Raw genomic sequence first — 16,346 nt, 5'->3', positions numbered from 1 at the left:
ACGCGAAGCTTGTCCGCCTCCATGCAATACCGAAATCCGCAAACAGGCTGCCTTGTTCGAGACCGTAAAAAAGGTGGATAAAAAGCATTATCCACCCTAGGTAATCCCTCTCTAGCTCGCGGCGCGGTCACGTTCCAACAAGGGTTTAAGGAAGTATCCAGTGTGCGACTGGGGCATCTCGGACACTGCTTCCGGTGTGCCCACGGCAATGATCTGGCCGCCCTTGGAACCACCTTCGGGACCTAAGTCCACCAGCCAGTCCGCAGTCTTGATCACGTCGAGATTGTGCTCGATCACCACCACTGTATTGCCGTGGTCACGCAGGCGATGAAGTACATCGAGAAGTTGCTGGATATCCGCGAAATGCAGGCCAGTGGTCGGTTCGTCGAGAATGTACAGGGTCTTGCCAGTGTCGCGCTTGGATAGCTCGCGGGATAGCTTGACCCGCTGCGCTTCACCACCCGACAGCGTCGTCGCGCTCTGGCCCAGCTTGATATAGGACAGCCCCACATCCATCAGGGTCTGCAGCTTGCGCGCCAGTGCAGGAACCGCATCGAAGAACGCCCGGGCTTCCTCAATCGTCATGTCCAGGACTTCGGTGATGTTCTTGCCCTTGTACTTGACCTCAAGGGTTTCACGGTTATAGCGCTTGCTCTTGCACACATCGCAAGGTACGTAGATGTCCGGCAGGAAGTGCATCTCAACCTTGATCAAGCCGTCACCCTGGCAGGCTTCGCAGCGGCCGCCCTTGACGTTGAACGAGAAGCGGCCAGGCCCATAGCCGCGTGAGCGGGACTCGGGCACGCCGGCAAACAACTCGCGAATGGGGGTGAACAGACCGGTGTAGGTCGCCGGGTTGGAGCGCGGCGTGCGACCGATAGGGCTTTGGTCGATATCCACAACCTTGTCCAGGTGCTGCAAACCGTCGCAACTGTCATGGGCTGCCGCTTCCAGGGTCGTGGCGCCATTGAGCGCAGTCGCGCTGAGCGGGTAAAGGGTGTTGTTGATCAGGGTTGATTTACCCGAGCCCGATACGCCGGTCACGCAGGTCAGCAGGCCGATAGGAATTTCCAGGTCAACATTGCGCAGGTTGTTGCCGCGTGCGCCCTTGATTTTCAGCAGCTGCTTTTTATTCACCGGATGGCGCTTGGCTGGGACTTCGATCTTGACGCGTCCAGACAGGTATTTTCCGGTCAGTGAGTCTGGATGTGCCATGACTTCGGCAGCGGTGCCTTCAGCAACCACTCGACCACCATGAACGCCCGCGCCGGGGCCAATGTCGACCACATAATCAGCCATGCGAATAGCATCTTCATCATGCTCAACCACAATCACGGTGTTGCCGATGTCGCGCAGGTGGCGGAGCGTGCCGAGCAGGCGTTCGTTATCACGTTGATGCAGGCCAATCGACGGCTCATCGAGGATATACAGAACCCCGACCAGGCCTGCGCCAATTTGGCTGGCCAGGCGAATACGCTGCGCTTCCCCGCCGGACAAGGTATCGGCGCTGCGGTCCAGCGACAGGTAATCGAGGCCGACATTAACCAGGAACTGCAGGCGCTCGCGAATCTCCTTGAGAATCTTGTCGGCGATCTCGCCCCGGCGGCCGGTCAGTGACAGACCAGAGAAATACTCGGCGGCATCGCCGATTGGCAAGCCGGTCACCGCAGGTAGTGTGCGTTCACCAACCCATACGTGACGGGCTTCACGGCGCAGGCGCGTGCCACGGCAATCCGGGCACGGCTGAGTGCTGAGCAGCTTGCTTAGCTCTTCGCGTACGCTGGTCGATTCAGTTTCGCGATAGCGACGATCCAGGTTCGGCACAATGCCCTCGAAGGGGTGCGCCCGCTTGACGATGTCGCCACGGTCGTTGAGGTAGCGGAAGTCGACACTCTGGGTGCCGCTGCCGAACAAAATGACTTTTTGATGCTCGGCACTGAGGTCGTCGAACGGAATTTCCAGGCTGAAACCGTAATGTGCCGACAGTGAGCCGAGCATCTGGAAATAGTAGACGTTGCGTCGATCCCAGCCGCGAATCGCGCCTTCGGCCAGTGTCATCTCGCCATGAATCAGGCGCTTGGTGTCGAAGAACTGCTTGACCCCCAGGCCGTCGCAGGTTGGGCAGGCGCCAGCCGGGTTGTTGAACGAGAACAGCTTGGGCTCCAGTTCACTGATCGAGTGGCCACAGTGCGGGCAGGCAAAGCGCGCCGAGAAAATCATCTCGTCCTTGATCCCGCTGCTGTCGTCATCTTTGTCTAGCGGTGCAACAAGGGCCAGGCCGTCAGCCAGGTTCAAGGCGGTTTCAAACGACTCGGCAAGGCGCTGCTGCAAATCCTCGCGCACCTTGAAGCGGTCGACCACTACATCAATGGAGTGCTTCTTTTGCTTGTCGAGCTTGGGTAACTCGTCCAGCTCATGAAGCTTGCCGTCAACCCGGGCGCGGACGAAACCCTGCGCACGCAGCTCCTCGAATACCGAGAGGTGCTCACCTTTACGCTCGCGGACGACTGGCGCCAGGAGCATCAGCTTGCTGCCTTCAGGCAAGGCCAGAACCTGGTCGACCATCTGGCTGACAGTTTGCGCCTCCAGGGGGACATCGTGATCCGGGCAGCGTGGAATGCCGACGCGTGCGTAGAGCAGGCGAAGGTAATCGTAGATTTCAGTGATGGTGCCAACGGTGGAGCGAGGGTTATGCGATGTTGATTTCTGTTCGATGGAAATTGCCGGCGACAAACCCTCAATGGTGTCGACGTCGGGCTTTTCCATCATCGACAAGAACTGCCGGGCGTAGGCTGACAGTGACTCAACATAGCGCCGCTGGCCCTCGGCATACAGGGTATCGAAGGCCAGCGACGACTTGCCCGAGCCAGACAGGCCGGTAATCACGATCAACTTGTCGCGTGGCAAGGTCAGGTCGATGTTCTTAAGGTTGTGGGTACGTGCCCCACGGATCAGAATCTTGTCCACAAACAGCGGCCTCGCTTGGCGGGCGGAAACCCACGAGTATACGACCCTCGGCTACCCTGCGGCAAAGTGTGCTCCTGTGCCGCAGTTCATATGGCTGTTAGAATCGCGGCCTTGTCTGACTTAGAGTCTTGGTAATGCACGATCTGCACAATGACCGCATGAGTGGCAGCGAAAATCGAGCGGCAGCTGGCCTGTCGATGGTTTTTGCTTTTCGGATGCTCGGCATGTTCATGGTCTTGCCGGTATTAGCAACCTACGGCATGGATCTCAAAGACAGCACGCCCGCGCTGATTGGCCTGGCGATTGGTGTGTACGGCCTGACGCAGGCATTTTTGCAGATCCCTTTCGGGATGATTTCCGACCGCATCGGCCGGCGCCCGGTGATTTACGTGGGCTTACTCATATTCGCCGCCGGTAGCGTACTGGCGGCCAATGCCGACTCGATCTGGGGCGTGATAGGCGGGCGGGTACTGCAGGGCGCAGGCGCCATTTCCGCTGCGGTGATGGCGTTGCTCTCAGACCTGACCCGTGAGCAGCATCGCACCAAAGCCATGGCCATGATTGGCATGAGCATTGGCTTGTCGTTTGCCGTGGCGATGGTGGTCGGACCGCTTTTGACCCGTGCTTTTGGTTTGTCTGGCCTGTTTTGGGTAACGGCGGTCATGGCCTTGGTCGGCATACTGATTATCGCCGTGATTGTGCCCGGCACACCGGGGCAGCTTCAGCATCGCGAGTCTGGCGTGGCCAAGCAGGCATTGATGCCAACACTGCGCAACGGTGACCTGTTGCGCCTGGATATTGGCATCCTGGCCTTGCACTCGATCCTTATGGCCAGCTTCGTGGCCCTGCCGCTGGCGCTTGTCCAAGAAGGCCACCTGGCTAAAGAACAGCATTGGTGGGTGTACCTGACGGCTTTGCTGGTTGGCTTTTTCGGCATGGTGCCCTTCATCATCTACGCCGAGAAGAAGCGCCAGATGAAGCGTGTATTGGTTGGTGCTGTTTCGGTGCTGTTGGCTTGTGAAGTGTATTTCTGGGCGTTTGGCCACAGTTTACAGGCGCTGGTGCTGGGCATTATCGTGTTCTTTACTGCATTCAACCTGCTTGAAGCCTCTTTGCCATCGCTTGTCAGCAAGGTCGCGCCGGCGGGCGGCAAGGGAACGGCAATGGGGGTCTATTCAACCAGCCAGTTTCTTGGGGCCGCATTGGGCGGTATTGTCGGTGGTTGGTTGTATCAGCATTACAGCTTGTCGGGGGTGTTCCTCGGATGTGCAGCGATGGCGCTTCTTTGGTTGGTCTTTGCTGTTAATATGCGCGAACCACCCTATGTGACCGGCCTGCGCATGCCGATTTCAGCTTCAGCAGTGCAGGATACTGGGCTGGCGGAGCGTTTGCTGGCATTGCCCGGTGTAACAGATGCGGTTGTGGTGGCCGAAGAGGCTGCCATCTATATCAAAGTGGACACCCAAAAATTGGATCGCGCGGCGCTTGAGGCCTTGGTAGAGCAAGCCTGAGAGCCGCGCTGACAGCTTAGGAGATCGTTATGGCCCGTGGGGTTAACAAAGTTATTCTGGTCGGTACCTGCGGACAGGACCCAGAAACGCGCTACCTGCCCAATGGCAACGCCGTTACTAACCTGAGCTTGGCAACAAGCGAGCAGTGGACCGACAAGCAAACCGGTCAGAAAGTCGAAAGAACGGAATGGCACCGTGTTTCGATGTTCGGCAAGGTGGCTGAAATTGCCGGTGAATACCTGCGCAAAGGTTCGCAGGTCTATATCGAAGGCAAGCTGCAAACCCGCGAGTGGGAAAAAGACGGCATCAAGCGCTACACCACCGAGATCGTGGTCGACATGCAGGGCACCATGCAGTTGCTTGGCGGTCGTCCCAACAATGAGGGCGGTGATTCGGCCCCACGCCAGCAGCGCCCTGCGCCGCAACAGCGTGCGCCACAACCGCAGGCAGCTCCACGTCCAGCGGCGCAACCGCAAGCCCAGCCCGCGCCAGACTACGACAGTTTCGATGACGATATTCCGTTCTGAGAGTTACCTTAGACTTATTTGTAAGGTTTAGGCTTGAGGCCCCCGCATTGCGGGGGCTTTTTGTTTTGTGGGCAATCAAAAAACTACAAGGCTGAGTCCTCTGGCTATTCGGGGTTACACTACCGGCGGTTTTTTGCATGGACCTACACGCACGCAGTCGTGAGCACTAGCTGACCGGAAATTACTTATGTCTAGCAACCCCTCGTCCTTGGCTTCAAACCTGAGCAATGTGGCCGCCAGCCCGGCAAGTCCTTTGGTCATGCGGGTGATTGGTGCCTGCGCCTTGGCGCACCTGATCAACGACTTGATCCAGGCGGTGTTGCCAGCGATTTATCCAATGCTCAAGTTGAACTATGGCCTGAGCTTTACCCAGGTTGGCTTGATCACCTTGACCTTTCAGCTTACCGCTTCCTTACTGCAGCCTTGGGTTGGCTATTACACCGACCGTCATCCAAAACCCTGGCTACTACCATGCGGGGCACTCTGTACCCTGGTTGGCATTCTTATGCTGGCGTTCGTGGGCAGCTTCGCGGCAATCCTTACGGCCTCTGCCCTGGTCGGTATCGGTTCCTCGACTTTTCACCCTGAAGCTTCACGCGTTGCGCGCCTGGCGTCCGGTGGCCGTTTTGGGCTGGCCCAGTCCACATTCCAGGTCGGTGGTAATACCGGTAGCGCTTTTGGCCCGCTATTGGCGGCCGCTATCGTAATCCCCTATGGGCAAGGCCACGTTGCCTGGTTTGGCCTGTTTGCAATATTTGCCATCGCCGTGCTTTGGGGATTGAGTCGCTGGTATCGCAATCACCTGAATTTGTTCAAGCTCAAGCAGGGCAGCAAGGCGACCCACGGCTTGTCCAGCCAGCGTGTGAGGTTGGCGCTTGTGGTGCTGGCATTGCTGGTTTTTTCCAAATACTTCTACATGGCCAGTTTTACCAGTTACTTCACCTTCTATTTGATTGAGAAGTTCGACCTGTCGATAGCCAGTTCGCAACTGCACCTGTTTATGTTCCTTGGGGCCGTTGCCGCAGGAACCTTTTTTGGCGGCCCAATCGGCGACAAAATTGGACGCAAGATGGTGATCTGGGTGTCTATTCTAGGTGTCACGCCTTTTACCTTGGTGCTGCCTTACGCCGACCTGTTCTGGACCGGGGTATTGAGCATGGTGATCGGGTTTATCCTCGCATCGGCGTTCTCGGCAATCGTGGTTTTCGCCCAGGAGCTTGTTCCGGGCAATGTCGGCATGATTGCGGGTGTGTTCTTCGGGTTGATGTTCGGCTTTGGTGGTATCGGTGCCGCGTTATTGGGGCATTTGGCAGATCTGTATGGCATTGAATATGTGTACAAGCTGTGTTCTTTCCTGCCATTGATTGGAATTATTACGGTGCTGCTGCCATCGACCAAGGGCGTTTAGAAACTCGGGGGAACAGCATGCAGCCAAGCCCGAACCTGGCTGAGAGAAGCGAGCAATCTCAGTTTGCAGGCTCTCAGCTGTGATTTATTGGCCATATGGTGTTTTTTGTACGCGTTATTTTGTTTTTCAACGCCTGAGCTTTAGTATGCAAGTAACTTTAAAAAGCTATGTAGCTTTCTCTTATCTATAACCGTTCTGATTGCTGAGATAGCTATCGATTATGCGAATGCGTTTGATGTTGCTGGGTGGCGGCAGCGCTTTGGGGCAAGCGCTGATTCGTCTCGGGGCTGAGGAGGACATTAACTTCCTTGCGCCGCGACCACCTGATTCTGGCTGGGATGCCGCCAATCTGACTCAGTTGCTCGATGACACCCGTCCCGATGCCTTGATTAACCTTGCGTATTACTTCGACTGGTTTCAGGCCGAAACCGTGAGCGAGGCGCGCTTTGCCAGCCAGGAGCGTGCCGTTGAGCGCCTTGCCGAGCTGTGCAAACACCACGAAATTCGCTTGATCCAGCCGTCCAGCTATCGGGTATTCGATGGCGCGCGGGCAACGGCCTATAGCGAAAAGGAAGAGCCCGTGCCGCTGGGGTTGCATGGGCAAGCCTTGTGGCGTCTCGAGCAAAGCGTGCGCGCCGTGTGTTCGCGGCATGTGCTGCTGCGCTTCGGCTGGCTGCTCGACAGTTCGCCGGAAGGCTTGATGGGGCGTTTTTTGGCGCGTGCCGGGCGCGATGATACGCTCTACCTGGCGGACGACCGCCGCGGCAATCCAACACCTGTGGATGATGCGGCGCGCGTCATCCTTGCAGTGCTCAAGCAGCTTGATTGCCAGGCGCCATTGTGGGGCACCTATCACTATGGCGGGCATGAGGCGACCACTTCCCTGGCGCTTGGGCAGGCCTTGTTGAGTGAAGCACGCAGTTTTCGCAGTAACCTGGTTGATGATATAGCGGCGCAAGCCCACGCTGCGCGGCCAGACGCCGCAGAAGAACCACAGCATGCGGTGCTTGCATGCAAAAAGATTCTCCACACCTACGGTATAAAACCGCGTGCATGGCGTGCGGGGCTGCCGAGCCTATTGGATCAATACTATCGTCATGTCTAAGTTATTTCTGGTCACCGGCGGAGCCGGGTTTATTGGGTCGCACATGGTCGACGCATTATTGGCTAAAGGCCATGCCGTGCGCGTGCTGGATAACTTATCGATGGGCAACCGCAGCAACTTGCCTGCTGATAATCCTCGGCTGCAGTTTATCGAGGGCGATGTCGCCGATGCCGCTTGTGTCTCGGCGGCAGTCGAGGGCTGTGATGCGGTGGTTCATTTGGCCGCTGTAGCTTCGGTACAGGCCTCGGTGGATGACCCGGTCAGCACGCACCAGAGCAACTTTGTCGGCACGCTGAATATTTGCGAAGCCATGCGTGAGCACAGGGTCAAGCGTGTGGTGTTTGCCTCAAGCGCTGCGGTTTACGGCAATAACGGTGCTGGCCAGCCCATTGATGAAAATACCGCCAAGTCGCCCTTGACGCCCTATGCCTCGGATAAGTTGTCGAGCGAGTACTACCTCGATTTTTATCGTCGCCAGCATGGCCTTGAGCCCGCTGTATTCCGCTTCTTCAATATTTTCGGGCCGCGCCAGGATCCGTCCTCGCCTTATTCCGGCGTAATCAGTATTTTCACCCAGCGTGCGCAGCAGGGCTTGCCGATCAGCGTTTTCGGCGATGGCGAGCAAACGCGCGACTTTTTCTTTGTTGCAGACTTGATTGAGTTGTTGCAGCAGGGCTTGTTCACTGAGCAAGTGGTCAGCGATGCAGTCAATGTCGGTTGGAACCAGGCTACCAGTCTCAAGCAATTACTTGAGGCTATCGGCGAGTTGTTTGGCGGGTTGCCAGCAGTGACTTACCTGGAGCCGCGTGCGGGGGATATTCGTCATTCGCGGGCCAATAACGATCGCTTGAAGCAGGCTTATCGCATGCCGCAGGAAACGCCACTCAAAGAAGGTTTGCGCCAGTTGCTGGGGCTTGCCGGGTAACAGCGCATAAGGTCAAACCCATACGAAAAAACCGGCACATGAGTGCCGGTTTTTCATTGCGGATGTGGGGTTAGAACTTATAACCCAGGCCGACCATGTAGACCCAAGGGTCTACATCCACATCGAGCTTCAGTTTACCAACACCAGCCAGGTCAACATGGGCATTGGTATCGATGTCGATATAGCGCACCTGGCCGTTGATCATCCAGTGATCGTCGATCATGTAGTCAGCGCCGATTTGTGCAGCTGCGCCCCATGAGTCGCTCAGGTCAAGATTGCTGAAACCCTTGGCTTCGGCGCTGCTTGAGGTATTGGCGTCATAGAACGCGGTGTAGTTGATGCCCACGCCGACATAGGGCTGGAAGGCGTAGTTCTTGTCCAGCGGGTAATAGACCAGGCTCAGGGTCGGTGGCAGTTGTTTAACGTCACCAAGGCCACCATTCAAACCCGCTAAACCGCCTTGCAGGCCATGTACACCTACGTCATGAGTAAATGGGGTGGCCGCCAGCAGTTCGATCCCCAGGTGGTCGGTCATCATGTAGGCAAAGTTGAGGCCCAACTGGGTGTCGCTTTCAACGGTTGCACTGCCACCCAGATTGCCCAGTGGGCTCTTGACCCCAGAGCTGTCTTCATTCGGGTCGACAGTAATAGCGCCTGCGCGAACGATGATGTCACCGGCCTCATAGGCATGGGCAAAAGTAGGGGTCATCGCAAGGGCAAGCAGCGGAGCTATAAGGGTGTATTTATTCATGGATAACTCCTATTGAGTTAGTGAGGCTGGCTGATGAATAAATCATAGCTAACTATCTAAAACAGGCATTGATCCAGCTCAATAAGTCATCGGATTGGCCTTTTTAGAGCACTCACCGATTGCCTTTGGTTGCTAATAAAGATGATAATAGTTCTCTTTAACGTATCCGTAGCAGAGGATTTGCACCGCATGAGCCGTTACCCCATCCGCCTAATGGCGGCCGCGCTGATGTTTTCCAGTGCTGCCGTGAGCGCTGCACCCTTAGGCGACGCACTGGATGAAAGCCAAGGTCTGGCTGCAGATGCCAAAGCCTCTCAAGCCCGCATAGAAAAGCTTGATGACGCCAGCCGCGAAATGCTCAGCCAATACCGCAGTGCCTTGGAGCAAGCTGAGGCCTTGAAGGGCTACAACGTGCAACTGCGTGAACTGGTTGCCGCTCAACAAAAAGAGTTGGCGGGTTACCAGGCGCAGCTCGACGGTATTGAGCGCACCCAGCAAGCGGCTACGCCCCAGATGCGCAAAATGGTCGAAGTACTCGGCGAGTTCATCAATGCCGATGTGCCTTTCCTGCCTGAAGAGCGGGCCGACCGCCTGGCGCAATTGCAGGATCTGCTGCCTCGTGCTGATGTCAGCCTAGCTGAAAAATACCGGCGCATTCTTGAGGCCTACCAGGTCGAAAGTGATTACGGACGTACGCTTGAGGCCTGGCGCGGTGAGCTCGATGGCGAGCAGGGTGTACGCAGTGTTGAGTTTCTGCGACTGGGTCGCGCGATGATGTATTACCAGACCCTTGATGGTCACGAGAGCGGTTGGTGGAACCCACAGGCTCATGCCTGGCAGGTGCTTGATAGCAGTGCGCGGCGTCCGCTTCATCAAGCCATTGCCATTGCCCGCCAAGAGCAAGCGCCAACCATGCTTGATTTGCCAGTGAAGACTTTGAATCTAGGGGCCCAGTAATGAGTGTTGTGATTAAACGTGGGCTGATCGCAGCGCTGGTATTGAGTGCGCTGCCAGTAACCGTCAGCGCGGCTGAGCCGCTGAGCCCAGACCAGTTGCTGCAACGTATTCGTAGCGAGCGCGCAGCCGAAGTCAGCGCCATGCAGGACCGCGAGAAGGCATTTGTCGCGCAGCGTAGTGAGCGCGCACAGCTTCTGGCCAAGGCCCAGGCCTCTTTGGCAGAGCAGAAATCCGAAGCCGAACGCTTGAAAGCCGATTTTGACCGCCAGGAAGCCGAACTGGCTGAGCAGGAAGCCTTGCTCAAGCAGCGCTCGGGAAGCCTGGGTGAGTTGTTTGCCGTGGTCCGCCAAAGTGCCGGTGATGTCGCCGGGCAATGGCAAGACAGTCTGCTCAATGCGCAATACCCGGAGCGCATCAAGCGTTTGCAGGCCCTGTCAGAAAGCCGCGCATTGCCATCGGCTCAAGACCTTGAAGATTACTGGATGGTGCTGCTTGAAGACCTGGCCGCCAGTGGCCGGGTTGAACAGGTTGAATTGCCGGTGGTTGCCGCAGATGGCACTCGCAAGCAGCAGCCTGTGCTGCGCGTTGGGGCATTCTCGGCCTACAGTGATGGCCAGTTCTTGCGCTACGACGCCGACTCAAATGAATTACTGGTGCCTGCACGCCAACCAGCAGGCTCGGGCCTGGTGAGTGATTACCTCGCGAGTAAAGAACCATTGGCGACCCTGCCGATCGACCCAAGTCGCGGTACGATTCTGGCACAGTTGCAGCGCAAGCCAGGTCTATGGGATCGCTTGCAGCAAGGCGGGCTGGTCGGCTGGGTGATTGTCGCGCTTGGCGCGCTGGGCCTGTTGCTTGCCCTCTGGCGCATGGTTTATCTGGCCAAGGTCAATCGTGGTGTGAAAGCACAGTTGCATAACATCAGCGTGCCGGATGATGGCAATCCGCTGGGTCGTGTGATTGGCGTACTGGGGCCGAATCCGCAGTTGTCTGACCTGGAAACCCTGGAGCTCAAGCTTGACGAAGCGATCCTTCAGGAAACGCCACCACTGGAGAAAGGCCAGGGCCTGCTCAAGCTACTGAGTGCGGTTGCACCCTTGCTCGGCCTGTTGGGCACCGTGACCGGCATGATCGTGACTTTTCAGGCTATTACCCAGGGCGGCGGCGGTGACTCGCGATTGATGGCCGATGGTATTTCGCAAGCCCTGGTGACTACCGTTCTTGGCTTGGTGGTGGCTATTCCGCTGTTGTTCCTGCACAGCTTGCTGGCGAGCCGCAGCAAGGCCCTTATCCAACTGCTCGAACAGCAAAGCGCCGGTTTGATTGCCTTGCATTTGTCTGGGGCGCCGCGCCGTGACTGATCTATTCGCCTTATGGCTGCGTGTAACTGACAGCGCCTATGCGTTGCTTGATTTCATGAGCGCGGGCGGTGTGGTGATGTGGGCGTTGGCAGGGCTCTGCGTGGTGTTCTGGACGCTGGTGCTCGAGCGCTTCTGGTTTATGCGCAAAGTCTTCCCGGTGTGGGTCGACGAGCGTCGTAAAGCCTGGCAGCAACTTCTGCAAGATGACTCCGGCACCTGGCAGCGTGCTGTTCGCAGCGCCTGGCTGGCCCAGGCACGGCAACACCTGGTTGGGCCATTGCGCCTGAGCAAAACCCTGGTGGCGATGTATCCACTGCTGGGCTTGCTTGGCACCGTGAGCGGCATGGTTGCAGTGTTTGATGTGCTGGCAATGAGCGGCACCGGCAATCCGCGCGGAATGGCTGCGGGTGTCTGGCAGGCGACGTTGCCAACCATGGCCGGCATGGTGCTGGCGATTACTGGATTGTTCAGCCTGGCGCGCCTCGAACGCAACGCCCGTCAGGCCATTGAGCGGCTGGCTGACCAGCTGCGACACGACTGAGATAGCTAATCATGAGAATGCGCCGTCATCATCAGCAAGACGAAGACACTGGTATCGACCTGACGCCGATGCTCGATGTGGTCTTTATCATGCTGATTTTCTTCATCGTCACCAGCTCCTTTATCAAGGAGTCTGGAGTCGAGGTTCAGCGCCCACAAGCGCAAACCGCCAGTCCGCAAGACAAAGGCAATATCCTCATCGCGATTACCGCTGATGGGCAGGTTTGGATGGATAAAAAAGTGGTTGATGTACGCAGCGTTCGGGCAAATGTTGAGCGCATGCGTGTCGACCAGCCCGAAGGTGCGGTCGTGGTCCAGGCTGATCAGGATGCTCGCACTGGCTTGGTGGTGCAGGTGATGGACCAGGCGCGTCTTGCAGGTGTTCAGGATGTCGCGCTGGCAGCCACCTCGGGAGCGCTTTGATGCGTGTGGCATTGTCCTTTGCAAGCGCCTGCCTGATCGCAGTACTGCTGTTTGCGCTGATGCTTTACATGGTCGCACCGCCAACCAGCCAGCCATCCGATGAGCCCGTGACCGTGGCAAATTTCGTGCGCATGGACACCCGCTCAAGCGACACGGCAACCCGCACCCGGCAGCAAGCCCCGCAGCCACCGCAACCACAAACGCCGCAGCCGCCAACGCCTCCGACTCCGGTTGCTGCGGCGCCTAATGCGAGCATGCCTAAATTGGACATCGACTTGCCGACCATGAGCAGCGGCGTGGCGGTAAATAGTGCTCCAACCCCAAACCTGACCGGTCTGGTGGCAGGAGCGGCAGCGCCCAGTGCCCCGGCTCCAGCGCCTGCAGCAGACTCGGGTGCTCAGTCTGGCGGGCCTGAAAGCGAGGTCGTGCCGCTCAATGACGTGAGTCCGCAATACCCGCGCTATGCCTTGCAGCGCGGGATTGAAGGGCACGTCAAGCTGGCCTTCACCATCACCCGTGCCGGCGCGGTTGAGAATGTACGTGTGCTTGAGGCAAGCCCGAAAAATGTGTTTGAGCGTGAGGCGCGTCGTGCGGCTGTCCGCTGGCGATTTGCGCCGCGAACAGAAGGTGGCTTGGCTGTGGCGCGCGAGGCAGTAAAAACCTTGTACTTCCGCTTGCAGGGAGATAGTTGAAATGATCCGTCTAGCACTGCTTTTGAGTTTTCTAGTCAACGCCAGCTTGGCCAGCGAAGTTTTTGCGGCCGGGCAAACGGTAGAGCCGAGCGTGATGCGTGCCTTGAACACGGCCCAGGTCGCCCAGCAAAAGGGTGACTATGCCGCAGCAGAGCGCGCCCTTAACGCTGTCAAGGCTGAGTCCGGGAGTCTCGAGGAAACCTTGTTGTGGCGCAGTCATGGCTATCTTGCCTGGGCCCAGGGCCGTAACGGCAAGGCGATCGAACTTCTCAGCAAGGCAGTCAAAAGCGGCAAGCTCGACGAGACCGCACAGGCAAACGAACAGCTCAATCTCGCCAAACTGAACCTTTCCGAGCGGCGCTACAAGGAGGTCATACGCCTACTGACGCCGGTTCCAGCCAAGGCCAGTGAAGAAGTTCTGCAGATGCTGGTGCAGTCTTACCAGGCTTCAGGTCAACCAGCCAAGGCATTGCCTTTGGCTGAGCGCTATGTGCGCGCCAATCCGCGTGCCGAGGATCGTTGGCTACAGTTCCTGGTAGGGGTCAACGCTGACCTGAAACGCTATTCAGAAGCAGAAAAGTGGCAGCAGCAGTTACTCGCCCGCAGCCCGAATGATGTACAGCACTGGCGCCAGTTGGCGGCATTGCAGCAATTGTCTGGCCATTACGACAAGGCCTTGGCAACGTTGCGGGCGGCACGCACCAAAGGCCTGAGCTTCAGTGCCAAGGAACTGGATAACCTGACGCTGCTGGCCAGCGCTGCCGATCAACCATGGCAAGGCGCCAAGCTACTCAAGGGCATGCTTGACCAAGGCTTGCTGGCCAATAACAGCACCCGTCAGGAGCGCCTTGGTATGTTCTACTGGCAAGCCCGTGATCGCGCCCATGCGGTAGAGGTTTATCGCCAACTGGCTAGCGCATCGGGTAGCGGCAAGCACTGGATGAACGTGGCCCAACTGGAATTGGAACAGTCGCGCTGGAAAGCCGGTCTGGCGGCGTTGAAGCAAGCTGAAAACGCCGGTGCAGATCGACGCCAGGTGCGCGAGTGGCGTAACTGGGCACAAGCCGAGTTGAATGCGGACGCCAATGACCGGCTGGCCAGTGCCCGCTGAGCGGGTCGGAAATTTTTTGCCCGCCATGTCGCCACATAGGTTATGCAACTTGCTTATGTTTGAGCATGTCGGTGCTGGAACCCTGGCGGCCAAGCCTCGCGCTGCTCGCTGCTTGAATGCGCTGTGATTCGAATCCCTAGGATGATTGGCGTTTGTTCACCCACCATTTGGACTGAATAGGCTCAGGTGGCGGGCTCGCTTTTGCGCGGTTCGGGGCTTGGGCCGTGGCAGACAGGTTTTGCGCTGTCTGCCGTGGGGGAATGTTCAGTTACTCGCCTTCTGGCAACTCGTACGGATAGATCTTCTGCGCACTCATCTGGTAACCAGCGTCCGCCAGTTCGCTGGTGCTTTGTTCGACCTTGAGCGGCCCTTCGACCCAGAAAGGTTGGTACAGGGTATCGAGCTTGACCCCGAGTTCGGTAGTGATATGCACGATCTGGTTGGACGGCGGTGGCGGCACATGGATGCAGGCGCCGAAGTAGGGCACCAGCAGGAACTCGGTTACCCGTCCCTCATCCGTGGCATCCAGCGGCACTATATAACCCGGCAGCTTTACGTCGACGCCATCGAGCGCCTTGACCACCGGCGCCGCGGGCGATAGCTGCTTCATGCCGGGGCCAGACTCGGACAAGGTATCGCCCAGCTGCGATAGGTCATGCATGGGCGCCATCTGCCGAACAACAGGTGGCGCGTTGGGCGGGATCAGCTCCGACCAGGTCAGCTCGCGGGGCTCGGCCGCCCATAGCGAGGTGGACATGGCCAGGATCAGGGCGCCAAGGGCGGTGCGCAGCATGGGTGACCTCATAAGCGAATTGAAAGACCGTCAGCCAGGGACTGTCGATATGCACGCCATGCCGGTACGCAACCCATCAGCAATGCAGCGCCAAGGATACAGCCGAGCAGCATCCACTCATAGCCACTTGGAACATTGAGTGGCAAGTAGAGACCGTAGTTAGCCTGAACATAGCCTTGCACCGCTGCGATGCCGACATACAACAGCAACAAACCCAGTAGCACGCCTGCCAAGGCCAGGCTGAAGGCTTCGAATATCAGCAGGCTGGCAATATGCCAAGGTCGGGCACCGACCGAACGCAGGATAGCCATTTCGCGGCGTCGTTCATTGAGGCTGGTCAGGATTGCAGTGAGCATGCCGATCAAGCCGGTTATCACCACGAACAGCGAAACCACAAACAGGGCTTTCTCGGCGGTTCCCATCAAGCCCCAGAGCTCTTGCAAGGCAACGCCCGGCAATATTGCGAGCAAGGGCTCGCCACGATACTCATTGATATCGCGTTGTAAGCTGAAAGTGGCGATCTTGCTTTTCAGGCCCAACAGCACAGCGGTTATCGCCGTCGGCTGCAGGTGCATGCTGCGCACTTGTTCTGCGCTTATCCTGTCTGCGCCTTGTGCGGGCATGCCGTTTTTCCAGTCAACATGCAGTGCTTCCATCCCGGCCAGCGAGATATGCAGGGTGCGGTCGACCGGCGTGCCGGTGCGCTTGAGAATGCCGACCACATGAAAGGGTTTGTCATCGTGTTTGACCAGGCTGATGGTGGCGACGCCATGGGCCAGAACCAGCTCGTCGCCCAGTTTGTAATGCAGGGCTTCGGCAACCTCGGCGCCGAGCACGACCTCGAATGGATCATCGGCAAACTCACGGCCCTGGCTTAGCTCCAGCGGCTGTTGGCGAGCGTAGCGATAATGTTCGAAGTAGTCGGTATTGGTGCCCATCACCCGGTAGCCGCGGTGCGAGTCACCCAGCGAAATCGGGATCGCCCACTTGACCCTTGGGTTCTGCGCCAGTTGTTCGAAGCTGTCCCAGCGAATGTTGTTGGTCGCATTACCAATGCGAAACACTGAATAGAGCAACAAGTTGATTGAGCCGGAACGGGCGCCAACGATCAAGTCGGTGCCGCTGATGGTGTTGGCAAAGCTGGCGCGAGCCTCGGTGCGTACGCGTTCAACGGCGAGCAACAGGCAGACTGACAAGGCGATGGCGAAAACGGTGAGCAGGGCGGTGAAGCGGCGGTTGCTTAAGCTCGCCAGCGCCAGACGAAATAAATACACC

At 57.8% G+C, this 16,346-nt stretch carries 15 protein-coding genes; 11 read left to right on the top strand and 4 right to left on the bottom strand.

What is annotated here, in order from left to right:
* Positions 1–111 precede the first annotated feature (111 nt).
* Complete coding sequence (gene uvrA, locus CHB79_RS15635; protein ID WP_089360590.1) at positions 112–2,967, bottom strand: excinuclease ABC subunit UvrA; 2,856 nt, start codon at positions 2,965–2,967, stop codon at positions 112–114.
* A 134-nt stretch (positions 2,968–3,101) separates the two neighbouring features.
* Here uvrA and CHB79_RS15630 point away from each other — a divergent pair, with 134 nt between their 5' ends.
* The 5 genes from CHB79_RS15630 to CHB79_RS15610 all read left to right on the top strand — a co-directional run bounded on the left by CHB79_RS15630 (position 3,102) and on the right by CHB79_RS15610 (position 8,443).
* Entirely contained in the window at positions 3,102–4,478 is a 1,377-nt protein-coding gene (locus tag CHB79_RS15630) for an MFS transporter (protein WP_089360589.1), read from the top strand.
* A gap of 29 nt (positions 4,479–4,507) precedes the next feature.
* Positions 4,508–5,005 (top strand): single-stranded DNA-binding protein, encoded by a 498-nt coding sequence (locus tag CHB79_RS15625; protein WP_010487031.1) that lies wholly within the window; start codon positions 4,508–4,510, stop codon positions 5,003–5,005.
* 187 nt (positions 5,006–5,192) lie between these two features.
* The gene (locus CHB79_RS15620; RefSeq protein ID WP_089360588.1) at positions 5,193–6,413 is read left to right on the top strand and encodes an MFS transporter; all 1,221 of its coding nucleotides are present in this window, start codon (positions 5,193–5,195) and stop codon (positions 6,411–6,413) included.
* A gap of 220 nt (positions 6,414–6,633) precedes the next feature.
* On the top strand, positions 6,634–7,518 hold the full coding sequence (locus CHB79_RS15615; protein WP_089360587.1) for a sugar nucleotide-binding protein: 885 nt from the start codon (positions 6,634–6,636) through the stop codon (positions 7,516–7,518).
* Complete coding sequence (locus CHB79_RS15610; RefSeq protein WP_089360586.1) at positions 7,511–8,443, top strand: SDR family NAD(P)-dependent oxidoreductase; 933 nt, start codon at positions 7,511–7,513, stop codon at positions 8,441–8,443. Before CHB79_RS15615 ends, CHB79_RS15610 begins: the two co-directional genes overlap by 8 nt.
* Before the next feature lie 70 nt (positions 8,444–8,513).
* On the opposite strand, the gene CHB79_RS15605 is transcribed toward CHB79_RS15610, so the two are convergent.
* Complete coding sequence (locus CHB79_RS15605; protein ID WP_089360585.1) at positions 8,514–9,194, bottom strand: OmpW/AlkL family protein; 681 nt, start codon at positions 9,192–9,194, stop codon at positions 8,514–8,516.
* A 189-nt stretch (positions 9,195–9,383) separates the two neighbouring features.
* Between CHB79_RS15605 and CHB79_RS15600 the strand changes: the two genes are divergently transcribed.
* The 6 genes from CHB79_RS15600 to CHB79_RS15575 are packed head-to-tail and all read left to right on the top strand — an operon-like array spanning position 9,384 to position 14,278.
* Positions 9,384–10,151, top strand: coding sequence for a DUF3450 domain-containing protein (locus tag CHB79_RS15600; RefSeq protein WP_010487039.1), 768 nt, complete (start codon positions 9,384–9,386; stop codon positions 10,149–10,151).
* Positions 10,151–11,512 (top strand): MotA/TolQ/ExbB proton channel family protein, encoded by a 1,362-nt coding sequence (locus CHB79_RS15595; protein WP_010487041.1) that lies wholly within the window; start codon positions 10,151–10,153, stop codon positions 11,510–11,512. The genes CHB79_RS15600 and CHB79_RS15595 overlap by 1 nt, the downstream gene beginning before the upstream one ends.
* On the top strand, positions 11,505–12,053 hold the full coding sequence (locus tag CHB79_RS15590) for a MotA/TolQ/ExbB proton channel family protein (protein ID WP_010487043.1): 549 nt from the start codon (positions 11,505–11,507) through the stop codon (positions 12,051–12,053). Before CHB79_RS15595 ends, CHB79_RS15590 begins: the two co-directional genes overlap by 8 nt.
* 11 nt (positions 12,054–12,064) lie before the next feature.
* Positions 12,065–12,475 carry an ExbD/TolR family protein gene (locus CHB79_RS15585; protein ID WP_029529509.1) on the top strand — a complete coding sequence of 137 codons (411 nt, stop codon included), beginning with the start codon at positions 12,065–12,067 and terminating at the stop codon, positions 12,473–12,475.
* Positions 12,475–13,167, top strand: a complete 693-nt coding sequence (locus tag CHB79_RS15580; protein WP_089360584.1) for an energy transducer TonB — start codon at positions 12,475–12,477, stop codon at positions 13,165–13,167. The genes CHB79_RS15585 and CHB79_RS15580 overlap by 1 nt, the downstream gene beginning before the upstream one ends.
* A gap of 1 nt (position 13,168) precedes the next feature.
* Positions 13,169–14,278, top strand: a complete 1,110-nt coding sequence (locus CHB79_RS15575) for a tetratricopeptide repeat protein (protein WP_010487049.1) — start codon at positions 13,169–13,171, stop codon at positions 14,276–14,278.
* Between the two features lie 268 nt (positions 14,279–14,546).
* Here the strand turns inward: CHB79_RS15575 and CHB79_RS15570 are convergent, their stop codons facing one another.
* Both CHB79_RS15570 and CHB79_RS15565 read right to left on the bottom strand, forming a co-directional pair.
* Positions 14,547–15,083: a DUF3299 domain-containing protein gene (locus tag CHB79_RS15570; RefSeq protein ID WP_089360583.1), complete on the bottom strand. Its 537-nt coding sequence runs from the start codon at positions 15,081–15,083 to the stop codon at positions 14,547–14,549.
* Positions 15,080–16,345: an ABC transporter permease gene (locus CHB79_RS15565; protein WP_089360582.1), complete on the bottom strand. Its 1,266-nt coding sequence runs from the start codon at positions 16,343–16,345 to the stop codon at positions 15,080–15,082. Before CHB79_RS15565 ends, CHB79_RS15570 begins: the two co-directional genes overlap by 4 nt.
* Position 16,346: the final 1 nt, after the last annotated feature.

This window comes from Pseudomonas segetis (assembly GCF_900188155.1).
Lineage (GTDB): Bacteria > Pseudomonadota > Gammaproteobacteria > Pseudomonadales > Pseudomonadaceae > Aquipseudomonas > Aquipseudomonas segetis.
This window is presented reverse-complemented; position numbering and strand designations above follow the sequence as displayed.

Coding starts and splice junctions, on each gene's coding strand:
- CHB79_RS15610 (WP_089360586.1), top strand. CDS start 7,511: ATGTCTAAGTTATTTCTGGTCACCGGCGGAGCCGGGTTTATTGGGTCG.
- CHB79_RS15615 (WP_089360587.1), top strand. CDS start 6,634: ATGCGAATGCGTTTGATGTTGCTGGGTGGCGGCAGCGCTTTGGGGCAA.
- CHB79_RS15595 (WP_010487041.1), top strand. CDS start 10,151: ATGAGTGTTGTGATTAAACGTGGGCTGATCGCAGCGCTGGTATTGAGT.
- CHB79_RS15625 (WP_010487031.1), top strand. CDS start 4,508: ATGGCCCGTGGGGTTAACAAAGTTATTCTGGTCGGTACCTGCGGACAG.
- CHB79_RS15585 (WP_029529509.1), top strand. CDS start 12,065: ATGAGAATGCGCCGTCATCATCAGCAAGACGAAGACACTGGTATCGAC.
- CHB79_RS15630 (WP_089360589.1), top strand. CDS start 3,102: ATGCACGATCTGCACAATGACCGCATGAGTGGCAGCGAAAATCGAGCG.
- CHB79_RS15570 (WP_089360583.1), bottom strand. CDS start 15,083: ATGAGGTCACCCATGCTGCGCACCGCCCTTGGCGCCCTGATCCTGGCC.
- CHB79_RS15600 (WP_010487039.1), top strand. CDS start 9,384: ATGAGCCGTTACCCCATCCGCCTAATGGCGGCCGCGCTGATGTTTTCC.
- CHB79_RS15580 (WP_089360584.1), top strand. CDS start 12,475: ATGCGTGTGGCATTGTCCTTTGCAAGCGCCTGCCTGATCGCAGTACTG.
- CHB79_RS15605 (WP_089360585.1), bottom strand. CDS start 9,194: ATGAATAAATACACCCTTATAGCTCCGCTGCTTGCCCTTGCGATGACC.
- CHB79_RS15575 (WP_010487049.1), top strand. CDS start 13,169: ATGATCCGTCTAGCACTGCTTTTGAGTTTTCTAGTCAACGCCAGCTTG.
- CHB79_RS15620 (WP_089360588.1), top strand. CDS start 5,193: ATGTCTAGCAACCCCTCGTCCTTGGCTTCAAACCTGAGCAATGTGGCC.